The sequence below is a fragment of the Streptomyces panacea genome (assembly GCF_040560175.1).
Lineage (GTDB): Bacteria > Actinomycetota > Actinomycetes > Streptomycetales > Streptomycetaceae > Streptomyces > Streptomyces panacea.
Genome location: NZ_JARJHW010000148.1, coordinates 1 through 18,079, shown reverse-complemented (window position 1 = coordinate 18,079; position 18,079 = coordinate 1). Strand labels below are relative to the sequence as shown.

The 18,079-nt window shown below is 71.3% G+C and carries 18 protein-coding genes and 1 pseudogene; 14 read left to right on the top strand and 5 right to left on the bottom strand.

Annotation, left to right across the window (positions count from 1 at the left end):
• The first annotated feature begins 224 nt into the window (after positions 1-224).
• From P3L51_RS27265 to P3L51_RS27245, 5 genes are all read left to right on the top strand, one after another.
• Positions 225-1,376, top strand: a complete 1,152-nt coding sequence (locus tag P3L51_RS27265; protein WP_354607952.1) for a PQQ-dependent sugar dehydrogenase — start codon at positions 225-227, stop codon at positions 1,374-1,376.
• A gap of 229 nt (positions 1,377-1,605) precedes the next feature.
• Positions 1,606-2,739 (top strand): PQQ-dependent sugar dehydrogenase, encoded by a 1,134-nt coding sequence (locus P3L51_RS27260; RefSeq protein ID WP_354607951.1) that lies wholly within the window; start codon positions 1,606-1,608, stop codon positions 2,737-2,739.
• Positions 2,740-2,933: 194 nt separating this feature from the next.
• Positions 2,934-6,422, top strand: coding sequence for a tetratricopeptide repeat protein (locus tag P3L51_RS27255; RefSeq protein WP_354607950.1), 3,489 nt, complete (start codon positions 2,934-2,936; stop codon positions 6,420-6,422).
• Positions 6,423-6,543: 121 nt separating this feature from the next.
• On the top strand, positions 6,544-6,975 hold the full coding sequence (locus P3L51_RS27250) for a hypothetical protein (protein WP_354607949.1): 432 nt from the start codon (positions 6,544-6,546) through the stop codon (positions 6,973-6,975).
• Positions 6,976-6,985: 10 nt separating this feature from the next.
• Positions 6,986-7,198 carry a DUF397 domain-containing protein gene (locus P3L51_RS27245; RefSeq protein WP_354607948.1) on the top strand — a complete coding sequence of 71 codons (213 nt, stop codon included), beginning with the start codon at positions 6,986-6,988 and terminating at the stop codon, positions 7,196-7,198.
• Between the two features lie 99 nt (positions 7,199-7,297).
• Here P3L51_RS27245 and P3L51_RS27240 read toward each other — a convergent pair whose 3' ends face one another.
• The gene (locus P3L51_RS27240; protein ID WP_354607947.1) at positions 7,298-7,777 is read right to left on the bottom strand and encodes a MarR family winged helix-turn-helix transcriptional regulator; all 480 of its coding nucleotides are present in this window, start codon (positions 7,775-7,777) and stop codon (positions 7,298-7,300) included.
• 113 nt (positions 7,778-7,890) lie between these two features.
• On the opposite strand from P3L51_RS27240, the gene P3L51_RS27235 reads away from it, so the two are divergent.
• From P3L51_RS27235 to P3L51_RS27210, 6 genes are all read left to right on the top strand, one after another.
• Positions 7,891-8,970: an epoxide hydrolase family protein gene (locus P3L51_RS27235; RefSeq protein ID WP_354607946.1), complete on the top strand. Its 1,080-nt coding sequence runs from the start codon at positions 7,891-7,893 to the stop codon at positions 8,968-8,970.
• Between the two features lie 29 nt (positions 8,971-8,999).
• Positions 9,000-9,347, top strand: a complete 348-nt coding sequence (locus P3L51_RS27230; protein WP_354607945.1) for a PadR family transcriptional regulator — start codon at positions 9,000-9,002, stop codon at positions 9,345-9,347.
• Complete coding sequence (locus P3L51_RS27225) at positions 9,344-10,246, top strand: hypothetical protein (RefSeq protein WP_354607944.1); 903 nt, start codon at positions 9,344-9,346, stop codon at positions 10,244-10,246. The genes P3L51_RS27230 and P3L51_RS27225 overlap by 4 nt, the downstream gene beginning before the upstream one ends.
• A gap of 138 nt (positions 10,247-10,384) precedes the next feature.
• Positions 10,385-11,329 (top strand): DUF4184 family protein, encoded by a 945-nt coding sequence (locus P3L51_RS27220; RefSeq protein ID WP_354607943.1) that lies wholly within the window; start codon positions 10,385-10,387, stop codon positions 11,327-11,329.
• 68 nt (positions 11,330-11,397) lie between these two features.
• The gene (locus tag P3L51_RS27215; protein WP_354607942.1) at positions 11,398-11,676 is read left to right on the top strand and encodes a DUF6400 family protein; all 279 of its coding nucleotides are present in this window, start codon (positions 11,398-11,400) and stop codon (positions 11,674-11,676) included.
• Positions 11,660-11,908: a hypothetical protein gene (locus P3L51_RS27210; protein ID WP_354607941.1), complete on the top strand. Its 249-nt coding sequence runs from the start codon at positions 11,660-11,662 to the stop codon at positions 11,906-11,908. The genes P3L51_RS27215 and P3L51_RS27210 overlap by 17 nt, the downstream gene beginning before the upstream one ends.
• Before the next feature lie 67 nt (positions 11,909-11,975).
• Here P3L51_RS27210 and P3L51_RS27205 read toward each other — a convergent pair whose 3' ends face one another.
• Both P3L51_RS27205 and P3L51_RS27200 read right to left on the bottom strand, forming a co-directional pair.
• Complete coding sequence (locus tag P3L51_RS27205; protein ID WP_354607953.1) at positions 11,976-12,530, bottom strand: YciI family protein; 555 nt, start codon at positions 12,528-12,530, stop codon at positions 11,976-11,978.
• A gap of 63 nt (positions 12,531-12,593) precedes the next feature.
• Positions 12,594-12,971: a nuclear transport factor 2 family protein gene (locus tag P3L51_RS27200; RefSeq protein WP_354607940.1), complete on the bottom strand. Its 378-nt coding sequence runs from the start codon at positions 12,969-12,971 to the stop codon at positions 12,594-12,596.
• A gap of 88 nt (positions 12,972-13,059) precedes the next feature.
• On the opposite strand from P3L51_RS27200, the gene P3L51_RS27195 reads away from it, so the two are divergent.
• Complete coding sequence (locus P3L51_RS27195) at positions 13,060-13,839, top strand: helix-turn-helix domain-containing protein (RefSeq protein ID WP_354607939.1); 780 nt, start codon at positions 13,060-13,062, stop codon at positions 13,837-13,839.
• Between the two features lie 464 nt (positions 13,840-14,303).
• On the opposite strand, the pseudogene P3L51_RS27190 reads toward P3L51_RS27195, so the two are convergent.
• Both P3L51_RS27190 and P3L51_RS27185 read right to left on the bottom strand, forming a co-directional pair.
• A pseudogene (locus tag P3L51_RS27190) lies at positions 14,304-15,004 on the bottom strand (alpha/beta fold hydrolase).
• A gap of 144 nt (positions 15,005-15,148) precedes the next feature.
• Positions 15,149-16,150, bottom strand: coding sequence for an MBL fold metallo-hydrolase (locus tag P3L51_RS27185; protein WP_354607938.1), 1,002 nt, complete (start codon positions 16,148-16,150; stop codon positions 15,149-15,151).
• 119 nt (positions 16,151-16,269) lie between these two features.
• Between P3L51_RS27185 and P3L51_RS27180 the strand changes: the two genes are divergently transcribed.
• Together P3L51_RS27180 and P3L51_RS27175 are read left to right on the top strand one after the other, a co-directional pair.
• Positions 16,270-17,241 carry a LysR family transcriptional regulator gene (locus P3L51_RS27180; RefSeq protein WP_354607937.1) on the top strand — a complete coding sequence of 324 codons (972 nt, stop codon included), beginning with the start codon at positions 16,270-16,272 and terminating at the stop codon, positions 17,239-17,241.
• Positions 17,238-18,079: serine hydrolase (locus P3L51_RS27175; protein WP_354607936.1), on the top strand; the 842-nt coding region annotated here is incomplete at its 3' end. The genes P3L51_RS27180 and P3L51_RS27175, both read left to right, overlap by 4 nt.

Genomic DNA, 18,079 nt, shown 5'->3' with positions numbered 1-18,079 from the left:
CGGGGGCGCGGCGCCGGGAAACCCCGGGGGGAACGGACCGGAGCTATCTGGACAGAGGCGAATGGGCGGCGCATTGGTCTAGGCCAAGCACTCCTGTCTCTGTATTCTCATCCGTGGCCGGCAGCACACACATCCTTCACCCAGGTTGCACGCCGGCGCGGGCGACGCCCACCCCACTCCGCCCAAGCAGCCGGGTCCCCCATTCGCCGCCTCTAGGAGTCACGGTGAAAGTTCGCACCAGAAGCTCGGCGATCATCGGCACCATCTCCCTCATCGCCGCCTCCCTCGCACTGACCACGGCCTCCGCCGACGAGTCCCGCGGCCCGCGTCCCGCGGCCGACGTGGCGCTCACGGAAGTGGCCAAGGCCCAGAACCCCATCGCCGGCGCCGCCGGGCCGCGCGGCACGGTCTGGATAGCCGAACGCGCGGGCACCGTAAGGGTCCTGACCGATCAGGGGCTCAGCGAGCCCGTGCTCGACATCTCGGCCGAGACCACGACCGACGGCGAACGCGGCCTGCTGGGCGTCGCGTTCGACAAGAAGCTCGCGCACTTCTACATCTCGTACACGGACCTCGAAGGCACCAGCACCGTCGACGAGATCGCCCTGCGGAACGGCAAGCTCCAGCCGCAGACCCGGCGCACCGTCATCACGCAGACCCAGCCGTACGAGAACCACAACGGCGGCGACATCAAGTTCGGCCCCGACGGCTACCTCTACATCGCCCTGGGCGACGGCGGGTCGGGCGGCGACCCGCACGGCAACGGCCAGAACCTCGACACCCTGCTCGGCAAGATCCTGCGGATCGACCCGGCCGGCGGCAGGTACAGCGGCAAGCCCTACACGATCCCCAAGAGCAACCCGTTCGTGAACGACCCCACCGCCAAGGACGAGATCTGGGCGTACGGGCTGCGCAACCCCTGGCGGTTCTCCTTCGACTCCGGCACCGGCGACATGCTCATCGCCGACGTCGGCCAGAGCGACTGGGAAGAGATCGACTGGGCCTCCGCGAAGAGCAAGGGCGGCGAGAACTACGGCTGGGCCTCGATGGAGGGCACCCATACCTTCCGGGGCCGCACGGAGCCCGCGAACCACACACCGCCCGTCTTCGAGTACGACCGCAACGGCCTGGGCTGCTCGGTCACCGGCGGTTTCGTCTACCGCGGCAGGGCGATCCCGGCCCTCAAGGGCCAGTACCTGTACAGCGACTACTGCGACGGCACGGTGCGCGCCCTGAAGATGACGAACGGCAAGGTGACCGGCCAGAGCGACCTCGGCGTCACCAACGGCGAGGTCATCTCCTTCGTCCAGGGCGGCGACGGCGAGCTGTACGTACTCGCCATCGGTGGGAGCGTCTCTCGTATCGACCCGGCGTAACCCTTCTCGCGTCAGGCCCGGTGCCGCGGTCTCGGCACCGGGCCGTCGTACGTGCGGAGTCAACTGGGCGTGTATTGGTCTAGGCCAGACACTCCTGTCTCTGTATCCTCACCCGTGGCCAGTAGCACTCGATCCCCCCACCCAGGTTGCGTGCTGGCACGGGCGACGCCCCCTACGACTCCGCCCCAGCAGCCGGGTCCCCCCACTCGCCCGCCTCCAGGAGGTCACGGTGAAAGTACGCACCAGAAGCTCGGCGATCATCGGCACCATCTGCCTCATCGGTTCCCTCGCCCTGGGACCGGCGTCCGCCGACGAGCCCGCCGCCCCACAGCAGGCGGCGGTCGCGCTCACAGAAGTGGCCACCGCGCGGAATCCGATCGCGGGCGCCGCCGGGCCCGGCGACACGGTCTGGATTGCCGAACGGGCGGGCACCGTAAGGGTCCTGACCGATCAGGGACTCGGCGAGCCGGTGCTCGACATCTCGGCCGAGACCACCACCGACGGCGAACGCGGCCTGCTGGGCGTCGCGTTCGACAACGAGTTGGCGCACTTCTACGTCTCGTACACGAATCTCGAAGGCACCAGCACCATCGACGAGTTCGCGGTGCGGGACGGCGCGATCCAGCCGGACACCCGGCGCACCGTCCTGACCCAGACACAGCCGTATGAGAACCACAACGGCGGCGACATCAAGTTCGGCCCCGACGGCTACCTCTACATCGCACTCGGCGACGGCGGCGCGGGCGGCGACCCGCACGGCAACGGCCAGAAGCTCGACACCCTGCTCGGCAAGATCCTGCGGATCGACCCGGCCGGCGCCGAGCCGTACGCGATCCCCTCGGACAACCCCTTCGTCGACGACCCGAACGCGAAGGACGAGATCTGGTCGTACGGGCTGCGCAACCCCTGGCGGTTCTCCTTCGACTCCGGCACCGGCGATCTGCTGATCGGTGACGTCGGCCAGAGCGACTGGGAGGAGATCGACTGGGCCTCCGGGAACAGCGAGGGCGGCGAGAACTACGGCTGGGCCTCCATGGAGGGCAACCACCCCTTCCGCGGCGGCACGGAGCCCGCGAACCACACGCCGCCGGTCCACGAGTACGACCGCAACGGCCTGGGCTGCTCGGTCACCGGCGGCTACGTCTACCGCGGCGACGCGATCCCCGACCTCCAGGGCCAGTACGTCTACAGCGACTACTGCGACGGCACGCTCCGCACCCTGAAGATCGAGAACGGTGCCGTGACCGGGCAGGGCGACCTCGGGGTCAACGGCGGCGAGGTCATCTCCTTCGTCCAGGGCGGCGACGGCGAGCTGTACGTGCTCGGCCTCGGCGGGGCCATCTCCCGCGTCGACGCGGCGTAACCACTCCTCATGTCAGGCCCGGTGCCGCGGTCCCGGCGCCGGGCCTGACGCGCGCCCCGCCGCGTGGGCCCGGTCGGGGTACCGGCAGCCCCGGTGACGCGACATCATGAATCCTCATCCAGGGGGTGGTTGGTGTGGCCGTGCGTAGGCCGTCTCGGCAGGAGATCAATCGGCGTCGCGGGAGTGCGGGGTTCGTGGGGCGCCGAGGGGAACTGGCGGTGTTCCGGGAGACGTTCGCGCGCAACCCCGAGGAGGTCGACTTCCCCTATCTGTTCCATGTGCACGGCAACGGCGGGGTGGGGAAGTCGACGCTCGTACGCCAGTGGGAGGCGACCGCGCGTGAGCAGACGTCGGTGGTCACCGCCTTCGTGGACGACGAGGTGCATGACGCGCTCGAAGCGATGGAGACGGTCAGCGCGCGCCTGGGCCGGCAGGGACAGCCGCTGAAGAAGTTCGACAAACAGCTGGCCACCTACCGCCAGCGCCGTCATCAGGCGGAGAGCACCGTGGCCGTACCTCAGTCGGCCGCCGCCGAGGCGGGCGCGGCGGAGCCCGCGCCGGCGTCGCCGTCGAGCACGGTCGCGGCGCAGGTGGGCCTGGTGGGGCTGGGGATGCTGCCGGTGGTCGGGGCCTTCGCCGGGGCAGTGGATCCGGGACAGGTCGCGCTGGGGGCCGACCGGATGCGGGCGATGCTCAACACGCGGCTGCGCAATCACGACGACGTGCAACTGGTGATGAATCCGCTGGCGGGCCTGACGCCGGTGTTCCTGGAGGATCTGGCCGAGGTCGCCGAGCGGTGCGAGCGGGTGGTGCTGTTCTTCGACGTGTACGAGCGGACCGGGCCGGTCCTGGACGCCTGGCTGCAGAGCATCATCTTCACCGAGGAGCACGGCACCCTGCCGGTCAACGCGCAGATCGTGCTGTCCGGGCGGTCGCAGCTGGATCCCCGCGTCTGGGGAGACCGCTTGGGCCAGGTCGTCGAGGTGGGCCTGGACGTCTTCACCGAGGACGAAGCACGCACTCTGCTCGCCACCCGCGGTGTCACCGGCGAGCAGAACGTCGAACTCGTCCTGCGCCTGTCAGGACGGCTGCCGCTCCTGGTCGACATGCTCGCCCGCGGCGGCCGGTCCACCGACGACACGGCCGTCGACCCGTCCGAGACCGCGGTCGAGAGGTTCCTCAAATGGGAACCGGACGCCGAGCGCCGCGAAGCCGCACAGGCCTGCGCGCTGCCCCTCCAGCTCGACGAGGACATCTACCAGGTCGCCGCACCCGGCTCCCCCGCCGACGGCTACGCGTGGCTCCGGGCCCTGGCCTTCGTCTCCCGCCAGGCCGGCCGCTGCCGCTACCACGACGTCGTCCGCGACACGATGCTGCGCCTGCAACGCACCCAGTCGCCCACCCGCTGGCAGCAGCAGCACACCCGCCTGGCCGACGCCTTCGAGCACTGGCGCCGAGATGTCGAAGCCGGGCCGGGTACCGACACCGACGCCTACTGGGACGACGCCACCTGGCGCGAACACCGCCTCAACGAGACCTACCACCGCCTGTGCGCGTCCCCCCGCACCGCGCTGCCCGACGCCCTGCTGCAGACCATCCACGCCATCGACCACGACGTGGCCACCCTGCGCCGCTGGGCCCAGGTCCTCGGCCAGGCGGGCCGCGACTCGGACACCCCGGCCCTCACCGCGTGGGGCCGGCGTCTCGAAACCGCGGCGGAGGAGGAAGGGACGGGCGTCGCCGTACTGACGACGCTGCTGACCGCCCCTCAGCTCGACACCACCGTCCGCGCCCTGGCCCACCTGGTCCGGGCCCGCGACCACCGGTTCGCGGGCGACTACGACGACGCCCTCGCCGACTACGCGACGGCCCACGGACTGGACCCCAGCACGGCACGGCTCTACGCGGGTCGCGGGGAGACCTGCCGGCTCATGAGACGTCACGACGAAGCCCTGACCGACCTCACCCGCGCCATCGAGATCGACCCCGAGCTGGACTGGGCCATCGCCAGCCGCGGGGACACCTACCAATCCCTGGGCCGCTACGAGGAATCGCTGACCGACCTCAACCGCGCCATCGAACTCGACCCCAGCTCGGACTGGGTCATCGCCAACCGCGGTGAGACCTACCGGCTCATGCGCCGTTACGACGAAGCACTAACCGACCTCAACCACGCCGTCGAAGCGGACCCCGACTACGCGTGGGCCATCGCCGGCCGAGGCCAGACCTACCAATCCCTGAACCGCCACGACGAAGCACTCACCGACCTCAACCGCGCCATCGAAGCGGACCCCGACTACGCGTGGGCCATCGCCGGCCGAGGCAAGACGTACCAGTGCCTGAACCGCTACGACGAAGCCCTCACCGACCTCGACCGCGCCATCGAACTCAGCCCCGAACTGAACTTCGCCATCGTCGACCGCGGTGAGAACTACCGGCTCATGGGCCGTTACGAGGAAGCACTCGCCGACTTCACCCGCGCCATCGAAAACGCCCCCGGCTACGCGTGGGCGATCGCCAGCCGAGGCCAGACCTACCAATCCCTGAAACGCTACGCCGAAGCACTCACCGACCTCAACCGCGCCATCGAACTCAGCCCCGAGTTGGGCTGGGCCATCGCCGAGCGCGGTCTGAACCACCGGCTCATGGGCCGATACGAAGAAGCACTCACCGACTTCACCCGCGCCATCGAAAGCATGGCCACCTCCGCCTGGGCCATCGCCAATCGCGGGGAGACCTACCGGCTCATGGAGCGTCATGGGGAAGCCCTCACCGACTTCACCCGCGCCATCGAGATGGATCCCGACTACACCTGGGCGATCGCCAGCCGGGGCCAGACCTACCAGTCCCTGAACCGCTACGACGAAGCCCTCACCGACTTCACCCACGCCATCGAAAACGCCCCCGAGTACACCTGGGCCATCGTCAGCCGAGGCCAGACCTACCAATCCCTGAAACGCTACGACGAAGCCCTCACCGACCTCGACCACGCCGTCGAAGCGGCCCCCGACTACGCGTGGGCCATCGCCAACCGGGGCGAGAACCACCGGCTCATGGGCTGTTACGACGAAGCGCTCACCGACTTCACCCGCGCGATCGAACTCACCCCCGACTACATCTGGGCCATCGCCAGCCGGGGCCAGACCTACCAATCCCTAAAACGCTACGACGAAGCCCTCACCGACTTCACCCGCGTCATCGAGATGGACCCTTCGAATGGCTGGGCCTTCCACGAGCGGGCATTGACCCTGCACGCCTCCGGACGCGGCGACAGCGGCCCCGACTTCTTGCGGGCCGTCGAGTTCTTCACGAGGGACGCCCAGGAACCCGGCGACCGCGGTGTGAACGGCAGAGGGAATCTCGTCGCCGGCCTCTGCGCGATGACCCGCTGGGAAGAGGCGGAAGACGCTCTCTCCGTGTTCCTGGAGTCCTCGCCTCCCCGCAGTGACATTCTTGAACTGATCGCTGATCTGGACCAGTTGACGCGGATGACAGCCGCCGAACACGACCCGGTGACCCGCTACCGGGAGCGGCTTCTGCAAGCAGTGGGCGGCACTTCAGCTGTCCGCGAGGCCCGCACCGCCTCGGCAGGCGAAGGTGAACCGGACGGCCTCGCACGCGGGGGCGCACCCACCGTGGATGGTGAGCCCCCAGGCGGGCGCCGGACTCTCGACGAGCCGTAACCTCCTGCCCCGCCCTTGGCCCGGCCAGGGAGAGGCCCGAAGGGTTTCCCCCCGTCGGCCGCCCGTCATGCCGGTGACCGGCGGGGACCACCGCGCATTGTGCGACGGCGGAGGTCCGCCCATGCACCGGCCCGCGGCCTCGCCATGCCCGGACACCGAAATCCGCTACCGGTACGAGCACATCACGTACCGTTCGCTCACCGCCGCGGGCTCGGACGTCGACAAGATCGAACGCCACTCCGCCCGCACCCCCGCCGAGGCAAACCGCCAGATCCGGCTGTCCGTCCGCGCACTCGCCCCCACGCTCCCACCCAAAAGGCGCAAGCGTGCCCTCAGTTGGGCCAACGGCGGCGGCTACGTCGGCGCCATCGCCGCACCGCACCGCACCGCACCGCACCGGGGCGAACCCCGCGGGGTCTCACTCGGCAGGCGCGGCGCCTGGCCGGAGTGGACCGTCCACCCGTACCACCTGTTCCGGACCCCGGAAGCGCGCCGACTCCCCCTCGTACCGCGCGGAACGCAACCCACACACCACAGCACCTACAGAACGTGAGCCACCAACCATGACGAACCCCAGCAACACCAACACCACCTGGCAGAAGTCCTCCTACTCGGGACACGACGGCGAGATCAAGTGCGTCGAACTGGCCCGCGTGGACGGCCAGATCCTCCTCCGTGAGAGCGACGCACCGGACACGATCGTCACCACCGACCGCGACAAGTTGCGCGCTTTCCTCCTCGGCGTGAAAGCCGGCGAGTTCGACCACCTGATCTGACGGGGCCGGATCGGACCGGGCCCCCGCCGCTTCGCCACCCACTCGGCGGGCGCCCGGTCCAGCGGACGGAACTCGAACGCCCCCGCGCGCACCCCCACCTCAGCGCCGCCCCTCGCCGGCCGCACCGCTCCGCCCGTCGTGATGCGCCAGCAGCTTGCCCAGAAGCGCGGTCAACCGCTCACGCTCCTCGCCCGACAGCGGAGCCAGCAGTTCCTCCTGGCTCTCGGCCAGCGGCTTCTCCAGCCGTCGCAGCCGCCGCTTGCCCGCCGGGGTCAGCGAGATGATGTTGCGTCGCCGGTCGGAGGGGTCCGAGGCGCGCTCGACCAGTTCGCGATCGGCGAGTTCGTTGAGCGCCCCGACCGTGTCGCTGACGTGGATGCCGGTGCGGCGGCTCAGCTCCGCCTGGCTGGCCGGGCCGAACTCCTCCAGCGTCGCCAGCAGGCGGTAGTGGTAACCGCGGGCGCGGACGGCTGAGAACCCGTCCGCCACCAGGCGGTGCGCGTGGTTGGCGGTCTGGGTGAGCAGCCAGCTCGGCATGCTCTTCCAGCCGGCGGGCGTCTCCTCGGATGGGTTCTGCATGGGGCGAGTCTAGCGAATCATTGGTCGCACCTACGATCATGATATCGTTTGGCGTCCAAACGTTGGCTGCCCCAACATTTGGGCGCCTAATGAATCCACCGGGAGCCAGGGCCATGATCGAGCCGTTCCGCATCGCCGTCCCCCAGGCCGACCTCGACGACCTGACCGACCGGCTCTCCCGCACCCGCTGGCCGGACGAGGTCGCCGACGCCGGGTGGGACTACGGCTTCCCGCTGGCGCGGCTCAAGGAGTTGGCCGAACACTGGCGCGACGGCTACGACTGGCGCGAGCACGAGGCCGAGCTGAACGAGCTTCCGCACTTCACCACCGAGATCGACGGCCAGAACATCCACTTCGTCCACGTCAGGTCCTCGAAACCGGACGCGCTCGCGCTGGTCCTCACCCACGGCTGGCCCGGCTCGTTCCTGGAATTCCTCGATGTGATCGAGCCGCTGTCGCGCGACTTCCACCTGGTGATCCCGTCCATCCCGGGTTACGGATTCTCCGGGCCGACCCACGAGCGCGGCTGGGACATCGTCCGGATCGCGCGGGCCTGGGCCGAGCTGATGCGCCGTCTCGGGTACGAGCGCTACGGCGCGCAGGGCGGCGACTTCGGCTCGGGCATCTCGACGGCGCTCGGCGCGGTGGCACCCGAGCGCGTGGTCGGGGTGCACGTCAACTACCTCCCGACCAGGCCCGATCCGGACGCCGGCGTGGAACTGTCCGCGACGGATGAAGCCCGGCTGGACAAGGTCAGGCGGCTGATGGCGAACCGGCCGCCGTTCCAGGCCCTCCAGGCCCTCACCCCGCAGACCATCGGCTACGCGCTCACCGACTCGCCGGTCGGCCAACTGGCCTGGATCGCCGAGCGCTTCGCACAGTGGACCGACCCCCGCTCGCCGATCGACGACGAGCGGATACTCACCGACGTCTCGCTGTACTGGCTCACCGCCACCGCGGCGTCCTCGGCGCGGCTGCACCACGACGCTCCGCGCCGGATCGAGCCCTGCCCCGTACCGGTCGGCGTGGCGGTGTTCGCGTACGACATCACCCAGTCGGTGCGACCGCTGGCCGAGCGGCTGTACGACATCAGGCACTGGTCGGAGTTCGACCGGGGCGGCCACTTCGCGGCGATGGAGGTGCCGGAGCTGCTGGCCGAGGACATCCGGGAGTTCTTCCTCGCGCGTTGTTGATAAGTCGCCGGGCGGCATATGTTGGGCGGATGACTGAGCGTGTGTTGCAGGAGCCGACCCTTCTGGTGCTGACCGCCCTGGCGGACGCGCCCCGGCACGGCTACGCCATCGCCCAGGAGGTGAAATCCCTCTCGGGCGACCGGGTCGTCCTGCGGACCGGCACGCTCTACGGCGCCCTCGACCGGCTGCTGAAGGACGGGCTGATCGACGTGCACCGGGAAGAGGTCGTCGACGGGCGGGCCCGCAAGGTCTACGCGCTGGCGCCGCTCGGGCGGGATCGACTCGCCGCCGAGGCGGAGCGGATGGCGGCGACGGCCCGGGAAGCCAGCCGGCGGCTGGGAATCACCGGAGCCAGGGGGACGGTGACGGGGGCGTGATCAGGCTGATTCTGCGCCTGTACCCGCCCCGCTACCGCCGAGACCTCGGCGAGGAGATCCTCGCCGTCTGCCGGCTGACCTCGGCGGACTCCTCTCGTACGGGCAGGTTCCGGGAGGCCGCCGACATCGCCGCCCACGCGGTACGGATGAGGCTGGGGCTCAGCTCCGCGACGGCCGCCGGCCGGTTGCTGGCGAGCGCGGCGCCGTACGCGGTGGGCGCGGCGGCGGCCGGTTGCGGCGTGCACGTGACCCGCTGGTACGCCGGGGTGGTCGCCTCGCCCTCACCCGTACACCTCTCCCTCCTGCCCGCCGACGCGTGGAGCGCGCTCCTGCTCGCGTCGGTACTGGTCGTCGTCGGGGCGATCACGGCACTGACCGGGCGGTGGCACGGGGGCGTGATCGCGGTCGTGGTCGGACTGTCGGGGCTGGCCGCCGCCGCTGTCGTCAGCGGGCGCGCGTTCGGCGACCCGGTCGTCACCCCGGCGATGGCGCTGCTCACCGCGCTGATCGTGGCGGCCTGCCCACCGGATCTGCGGCCGGGGCCCCGCGTGTGCGCGGCGGCGGGGGCGATGGCCGCGGTCGCGTGGCTGCCGCTGGTCGCCGTCCAGGCCCACGTTCTGCCGTTCAGCACCGATTACGGCCTGTGGCCCCTGCTCGTGCTGACGGCCGCCGGGCTCGTACCGGCTCTGCGGTCGACGTCGCCGGGGCTCAGAGAGGCGGCGGCGATGACCGTGGCGTGCCCGCCGTTCCTCGCGTACGCCTACACCGGCGGCTGGAACCTGTCGCTTCCGGTCCTGGCGATCGGCGCCGCGGTGCCACTGACGGGCGCGATGGCGGCCTACGCGTACCACCTCGCGCGCCGTGGGCGGGGCCCGGGAGACCGGGCCGACCTGAGCTGAAGCCACCTTCATCATCTCCGCGGCAGAACCGGGCATCATAGTCAGTTGACCGACATATACACTCGGAGGGCATATCCAGTTGCCCGACTTGTGAGGCCGCGTCCGCCGGGCCCGCGCCGATACGGAAGTGGACTCCCGTTGCCGTTCACGCTGTCCCATCCCGCGGCCGTCCTGCCGCTGCTCCGGTCCCCGTTCCGCCCGGCCGCCCTGGCCTGCGGAGCCCTGGCGCCGGACGCGCCCTACTTCCTCGGCGGCGCGGGCATACCGGTCGGCGCCCAGTCCTGGTACGAGCCCTTCCTCAATGCCACGTACTCCCACACGCTGCCCGGCCTGACCGTGGCGTTGCCGTTCGCGCTGATGCTGCTGGCGCTGTACCGGCTGGTGCGGCGCCCGGTCGCCGGGCTGTTGCCGCCGCGACTCGCCGCATCGGGCGTCGCGGGCCGTACGGGCAGCCACCCGCGCCGGGCGGGCTGGGTGCTGCTGTCCGCCCTCATCGGCGTCCTGACCCATCTGGCGTGGGACTCCTTCACGCACTTCGACGGCTACGCGGTCACCCACCTGAGCTTCCTGCGCTCCCGGGTGGCGGGCGATCTGACGGTGGCGCGGGTGATCCAACACCTCAGTACGGCCGGGGGCCTGGCCGCCGTCGCCGTACACCTGTGGCGCCGCCCGCGCGGCCCACACCCGACCGCCCCATCAGCCGGGCTCCCGCCGGCGATGCGCCGGAGCGTCGTCACGGCGCTGACCGCCGCCACCCTCGTCGGCGCCGCCGCCAACCTCCGGACGCTGGAGACCTACCGGGGCGGCCCCGGCGCGACCACCCCGGCCACGGCCCAGGAGGTGGTGGAAGGGATCTTCGCGGACTCGGCCATCGGCGGGGGCATCGCGCTGGCCTGCGCGCTCGCCCTCTACGCCGCCGCCTGGTGGGCGTACGGCGCGGTCGGCCGGTTCCGAACCTCGCGGGCGGTGAAGTGCGTCACATCCCGGGGGGCGGCTCGTGTGCCTCGCACCCGTAACGGCCCACCCCCGTCCGCCGATCCGGGCGAGCACCCCGCCAGGCGCGGCCGTGGGCGACTTAGGTAACCCTTCCCGGCTGGCGGGGGCGCCTGGTACAGATGGGGATGTTCCAGCGTCACAGCGAAAGTCTCGCCATGAATCAGGACAACAGCACCGAGGGCGTCACCGACGGCGTCGCCGACGACCTCATACCCTTCACGATCGACCTGACCTTCGAGGAAGCCCGGCGTCGGGCCGAGGTCGTGGCCGCGCTCGGGCCCGAGTGGGACCCGGTGGCCGCCCTCCGGGGCGAGGACGAGGCGTACGCGATGCTCTACTCGGGCCTGGACACGGAGCAGCAGCGCACCTACGACATGCTGGTGGCGGCGGGGGTCCTGCCGGGGGACGGGACGGGCCGTGCGGCTTCCCATTGACCCGCAGGCGGACGCCTCCCGTCGCGCCTGGGTGGCCTGCCCCGTCTGCGACGACGCCCGCCACTGCGCCGCCTGTGCCGGCCCGCGCAACTGCGGCGAGCACTGGCGGTATCTGATCGCCAACAGCGGGCCGGTCCTCCACCTTCAGTGCCCGCGGTGCACGCACACGTGGTCACTGGACACCCGGCCCGGCGTCACCCGCCGCGGCGGCGACGGCATCTCCTGCCCCTGACGCGGCAGTTGGACATCAGGGGAGACATCGGCGAGGCGGTCCGCCGGTCCGGGTCGACCAGCCCGCCTCAAGGCCGCCCGCCGAACCGCCAGTTGTGGACCTCGATGTCGGCGTACCCCTCCGGGGTCGGGACGGCGCGGGCTCGGGCCGTGTCCGGGTCCGGTGCGCGGACCAGCGCCGCCGTACCCAGCCAGGTGGTGTCGTCGTCGGACATCAGCGGCCCGTACGCGATCAGTTCGTCCCGGTCCGACGACGGTACGGCGAGGTCGACGGCCGGTCCCGCGCCGAGGCCGAGCACCAGGTAGCGGTCGCCTTCCTCGGGGCCGCCGGGGAAGTCCCACATGGTGCGCCCCAGCGCGTTGTGCCAGCGGCGCAGCGACACGTCCCGGTACACCCCGGCCTGGTAGCCGGGCTCGTCGAAGGCGAACGCGCGGGCGGCCGCGGGGTTCGGCAGGTCGACGATATGGACGCTGCCGGTGGGCGTGCCGTCGCCGGCCAGGGTCGGGCCGCGGGCGATCATCTCCTTCGCGTACCGGTCCATGTACGACCAGTGCTCCTCCAGCAGTTCATGGCGCAGCGCCAGGGAGCCGGACCGGTCGCGGTGGTAGCAGAAGAACTCCATGGCCCCAGTCTTCACCACGTACGTCCGGCCCCCCGGGGACGAAGAGAAGGGGGGCCGGGCGGACTACAGCATCGCCACCGGGTCCGGCGCGCCCGCCGGGATCCGCTCGACGACCTCCCACCGCTCCGCGATCAGACCGTCCTGGAGACGGAAGATGTCGGCCACCGCGATGTCGAGTACACCTCCGGGCAGCCACCGCCGGGAGAACAGCGTCACGTAGTCGCCCTCCGACAGGAGACTGCGGATGTCGATCCGCAGCTCGGCGAGGGGCAGTTTCCGCGCCTCCGCGAGCCACGCCGCCTTCGTGGAGGTCTGGAAGGGCAGCCCGTGATCCGCGTAGTCGTCGCGCAGGAGCGGAGCGACGGCGTCGAGGTCGCCCTTGCCGTACAGCTCAAGGCAGTTGAGGACCAGTTGCTTGGGGTCGATGTTGTCGGTGCTCATGCCGAGGAGTGTGGCGACGCGGGCGGGGCCTGTCGATGAACTCGCAGTTCATGGACCGCGGCCGGAGCGCGCGACTAGGGTCGGCGCCGTGGAGACAGTGGGTGGCCTGCTGCGCGAGTGGCGGCACAGTCGACAGCTGAGCCAGCTCGATCTCGCGCTGGCGGCGGATGTCTCGCCGAGGTACGTCAGCCTCGTCGAGACGGGCCGGTCCCGGCCGAGCGCCGACATGGTGCTGCGGCTCGCGGCGCAGCTGGACGTGCCGCTGCGGCACCGCAATCGGCTGCTGGTCGCGGCCGGGTTCGCGCCGAGGTACCGCGAACGGCCCCTCGACGAGCCGGACATGTCGGCCGTCCGGGATGCCGTGTCCAGGGTGCTGCGTGCGCACGAGCCCTATCCCGCCCTGGTCGTGGACCGGCGCTGGAACATCGTGATGGCCAACGCCCCGGTCGACCTCTTCCTCGCGGACGTCGATCCCGCTCTGCTCGTCGCCCCGGTCAACATGGTGCGGCTCGGCCTCGACCCACGCGGTCTCGCCTCCCGGATCGTCAACCTCGCCGATGTTCGTTCGTCCCTTCGCGCCCGGTTGTCGCGGCAGGTCGCGAGGGCCGGCGATCCGGTGCTCGGTGCGCTGTACGACGAGTTCTTCGCGGAGGACGGGCCCCAGAGGTCGGCCCCGTCGCGGGAGACGGAAGTGGCGACTTCGATGATCTTCCGCTTCCAGGGGCGGGAGTTGAGTCTGTTCTCGACCATCACGACGTTCGGAACGCCTCAGGACATCACGCTCGACGAGATCTCGATCGAGTCCTACTACCCGGCGGACGCCGCCAGCGCCGCGCTCCTGCGCGACCTCGCCGACGCGACGCCGTAGACGTGGTGTGCGATGCCGGGGCTCAACGGCGGTGCGACGTCGACGGGTTCGCGCAGGGCGCGATCGCTCAGCAGGGCGAGGACCGGACAGGGCCGGCGACGTCCAGATGTCTCCGTGCCCGGCTGGCCGGCCGTGGTCCGTGCGACGTGTCAGTGCCGGGTGGAAGACTCCACGACATGGTCGAATTGAACGCGAAGGCGGACCTTCTCCGCTATCCGCAAGCGTCCCCGTGACTCGGATCCATCTCATCGGCGCCCCGGCGCCGTTGGGTTCGCGGCCTCAGGGATTCATCGTGGCTTCCATGAACGTGACCGAGCGCGGGTTTCTCGGGTCCCCCGTCAGGTCTGGCCGGTCGATAGGGCGGGTGGATCGGGTCGGCCGGGCGGGTCGATCGGGACGGTCTGGCGGGTCGGCCGGACCGGTCCACCGACGGTCGGGTCGGCCGGGCCGGGCCGGGCGCTCGGTCAGGTCTGGAGCAGGATCCGGGCCAGTTCGTGGGGCTGCGAGAACTTCGGCCAGTGGCCGTATTCATCTCCACCAGCCGCCAGTGCTCGCCCTTCAACAGCCCGGCCACGTCGGGGCTCGGCTCCGGCCAATCCAGCAGACATTTGATGTAGGTCGCCGGGAGCTCGCCGAGTGGGCGCTCCAGCCTCGCCGGTTCGGTCAGGGTCGCGCCCGGGTGCGGCATCGAGCCGGACACGAGGCGGGCGATCTGCTCGTCCGTGAGGCCCTGGCCCTCGAAATCGGCCGCGGTGAGGGGCGGCCAGAAGCCGCCGCTCCCGGCGATCGACGCCTCCACCGCCGCCCGGCCGTCGGGCCGGCCGGAGACGAACGACTCGCCGTCCGTCGGCACGTTCGAGTCGACGAACACCACACGGGACAGCCGGTCGCCGACGCGCTCGGCGGCCTGGCCGACCGGAATGCCCGAGTAGCTGTGCCCGACCAGGACGACATCGTGCGGGTCGAGGCGCTCGACGGCGTCGACGATGTCCCGCACATGCGTCTGCTGCCCGATGGGCCCGTCCCGCCGCTCGTGCTGTCTGTCGGCGAGACCGGACAGCGTCAGCGCGTACGCGTCGTGCCCGGCGGCGCGCAGGTCGGACACCACCTCGTCCCACGCCCACGCGCCGAGCCAGGCACCTGCCACCAGTACGAATCGAGTCATGCCAGGAATCTGGCGCGGGGTCCGACACCGGGCGCTCGCCGCCGGGCGGAGCCGTCGGCGAGGCATCGGCAGGCGTGGGTGAGGCACCGGCGAGGCGCTGTCGGGCCGCCGGCTGCGTTCCGCGCCTGACTCCCGGCTCCCGCGTCAGAGACTCAGCGTCTCCAGGTGGTCCAGCTTCACGAAGCGGCTCCTGGGGCTCGCCTTCCGCACCGCCTCACGCAGCGCGTCCAGCCCGCCCCAGTCCACGGCGGGCTTGTCCAGCGGCTCGTCGAAGTCGTCCCAGTGGGTCGGCACCACATAGGCGGGGCTCCCCAGCAGGTCGAGCAACCTCGGTACGTAGCCGGGCACGTTGGCCCCGCCCGGCTGGATCATGACGAGATCGGCGCGCACCCCTGCCAGGTCGTGCTCGCTGAAGTTGGACGACCCGAAGTTGACGATGTCGAAGCCGCCGACGCTGATCCGGTACGACAGGCTGCCGCCCTCGACCAGGTCCGCGATCGTCTCCGGGGCCTTCGGCACCTGGCCCGGCCGGGTACCGGCGAACGCGACACGGGGGTGGTCGCTTCCCATGGAGTGCAGCGACCGTACGACCTCGACCGAGTAGCCCTCGTACTGAAGGCGCTCACCGCCCGTCACCACCGACAGCTGCTCCGCCGGCGCGCCCATCGCGCGCATGGTGTTCACATGGCTCTCGGTGCCGAAGACGGTGGCGCCGGTGGTCTTCGCGAGATGCGGGACGTCGGTCATGTGGTCGTAGTGGCCGTGGGTGACCAGGATCTGGTCGGCGCGGAGCCCGTAGCCGTCGATCACGCCGGTGTCGACCTCGATCGGCGTCCGGGGGTCCGCGCCCGCGTCGGAGTAGGTGCCGGTCCAGAAGCGGCTGAGCCAGGGGTCGATCAGTACGGTGGAGGAGGTGTCACCGGTGCCGACGCGGATCTCCCAGCCGTTGTTGCCGAGCCAGCGCAGCCGCAGCCCGCCGGGCGGGGCCGCGCGGGTGGACCGGTCGGCGGACGGGCTCGCGCTCACGGTGCTCAACGCCCCGCCCGCCACGGTGACCCCGACCGCCGCCGTGGCACCCAGCAGCCCCCGCCGCGTCATGGAGTTCGGCCGCCCGCTGCCTTCACTCTTGCTCTTGCTCTCGCTCATCGCGCGTCAGTGCCCTTCGTCGTATGTGGCGAACAGGACGGGATCACAGCACGCCCGCGACGACCGGGTCCAAGACCCTGACCGGCGGCGACTCATATCGAGGCCGATATCGTCGCAGCGTGGACCTGTTACGACAGCTGCGGCACTTCACCGTGGTCGGCGAGGAATTGCACTTCGGGCGGGCGGCCGAACGCCTCGGCATGGCCCAGCCGCCGCTGAGCCAGCGCATCCGGGAACTGGAGCGGGAGTTGGGCGTCGAACTCTTCGACCGCTCGCGCCGCCAGGTGCGGCTCACGCCGGCCGGCGCCGTACTCCTCGACGAGGCGCGTGAACTGCTCGCCGGGGTGGGGCGGATGCGGGAGCTGGTCGCCAGGGCGGGGCGCGGCGAGTACGGCACGCTGCGCGTGGGGGTGCCGCCCGAGCTGCCGGGCAGCGTACTCGGAGCCGTACTCACCGAGTTCGCGGCGCTGGCACCCGAAGTCCGTCTGGATCTGCGGGAGTTCAACTCCGCCGAGCAACTGGAACTGCTGGCCGGGCACGGCCTGGACGCCGGGCTCGTCCACCATCCGCTGGACCCGGCCGCACTTCTGCACAGCGGCCCCGTGATCGAGCCGCCGTTGGGGGTCGTGCTGCCGCGCGTCCGGGAACCGGCGGGTGCGGGCGGCGACATCACGCTCGGTGAGCTGGCCGGCCGGGCGCTGGTGACGCATCCGCGCGAGGCGGCCCCCGCGCTGTACGACGCGACACTCGCGGCCTGCCGTGACGAGGGCTTCCACCCGGTGCGGGTATCGACGGCGCGCAGCCCCGAGGTGATGCTCGGCCTGGTCATCGCGGGGCACGGGGTCGCCTTCAGCCACCCGGCCATCGCGCGGAAGGAACCGCGCGTGGTCTGGCGCCCGTTGGCGCTCCGCGCGCCTCTGTGGCGGCTGGTCTTCGCGTGGCCGGCGCGTGCGCCGCACCCGGCGGTGGGTCTGCTGGTGCGGGCGGCGACCGGCATTCTGCGTGGGCACGAGGGCGGGGTGCCGGTGGTTTCCGGGCCGGGTGCCGAAGCAGCCGCCCGGCCCTGGAACGCGGTGTACGAGCGGTCATGAACGCAACGGATCCCCCGCACACCGACGCTCTCCCGCGCCGCTTCGAACTCCTCGGCGCCCGCCTGTGGTCGCACGCCCGCTGCGTCGACTGCGGGCGCGCGACCGGGTACGGGGAGGACGAGCCCGTGGTGCTCGCCTCCGTGGTCAAGGTGCTGCTGGCGCTGGAGTTCCTGCGGCAGGCCGCCGCCGGGCAGCTCGATCCGGCCGAGCGGGCGGTCGTACGCGCGGCGGACCGGCTCGGCGGCACGGGAACGGCCGGTTTCCACGACGACACGGAGATGAGCCTGCGTGACCTCGCCCTGCTGATGATGTCGGTGAGCGACAACACCGCCGCCGACGTCCTCTTCCGGCGCGTCGGCCTGGACACGGTCCAGGCCCTTGCCCGCCAACTGGGCCTGGAACGCACCCGGGTGACGGGTGCGCCGCGCGAGGTGCTTCGGACCATGCTGGAGGACCTGGGGGCGGCCGACGCGGACGCGTTCGCGTCGGCGTTCGCCGCGCTGCCCGCCGAGGAGGTCCACCGGCTGCGCGCCCTCGACCCGGCGCGTACGACGAGCGCGACACCGCGCGAGATGACGCGGCTGCTGAGTCTGGTGTGGAACGACCGCGCGGGAGCGCCCGTGGCCTGCGCGGGCGTGCGCGAACTCATGTCGGAGCAGCTGAACGGCGCGCGGCTGGGCGCGGCGTTCGACCGTTTCACGACGGTGGTGGCGAAAAGCGGCACGCTGCCGGGCGTACGCAACGAGATCGGCGTCGTCACCTACCCGGACGGCGCACGCTACGCGGTCGCGGTCTTCACCCGCGCCACCTCCCTCTCCACCCGCCGCCCGGACCTGGA

What these genes read in the sequence shown, in the direction of transcription:
- P3L51_RS27215 (WP_354607942.1), top strand. Translation starts at nt 11,398, where the DNA reads ATGAATCAGGACAACAGCACCGAGGGCGTCACCGACGGCGTCGCCGAC.
- P3L51_RS27245 (WP_354607948.1), top strand. Translation starts at nt 6,986, where the DNA reads ATGACGAACCCCAGCAACACCAACACCACCTGGCAGAAGTCCTCCTAC.
- P3L51_RS27250 (WP_354607949.1), top strand. Translation starts at nt 6,544, where the DNA reads ATGCACCGGCCCGCGGCCTCGCCATGCCCGGACACCGAAATCCGCTAC.
- P3L51_RS27240 (WP_354607947.1), bottom strand. Translation starts at nt 7,777, where the DNA reads ATGCAGAACCCATCCGAGGAGACGCCCGCCGGCTGGAAGAGCATGCCG.
- P3L51_RS27230 (WP_354607945.1), top strand. Translation starts at nt 9,000, where the DNA reads ATGACTGAGCGTGTGTTGCAGGAGCCGACCCTTCTGGTGCTGACCGCC.
- P3L51_RS27200 (WP_354607940.1), bottom strand. Translation starts at nt 12,971, where the DNA reads ATGAGCACCGACAACATCGACCCCAAGCAACTGGTCCTCAACTGCCTT.
- P3L51_RS27205 (WP_354607953.1), bottom strand. Translation starts at nt 12,530, where the DNA reads ATGGAGTTCTTCTGCTACCACCGCGACCGGTCCGGCTCCCTGGCGCTG.
- P3L51_RS27235 (WP_354607946.1), top strand. Translation starts at nt 7,891, where the DNA reads ATGATCGAGCCGTTCCGCATCGCCGTCCCCCAGGCCGACCTCGACGAC.
- P3L51_RS27185 (WP_354607938.1), bottom strand. Translation starts at nt 16,150, where the DNA reads ATGAGCGAGAGCAAGAGCAAGAGTGAAGGCAGCGGGCGGCCGAACTCC.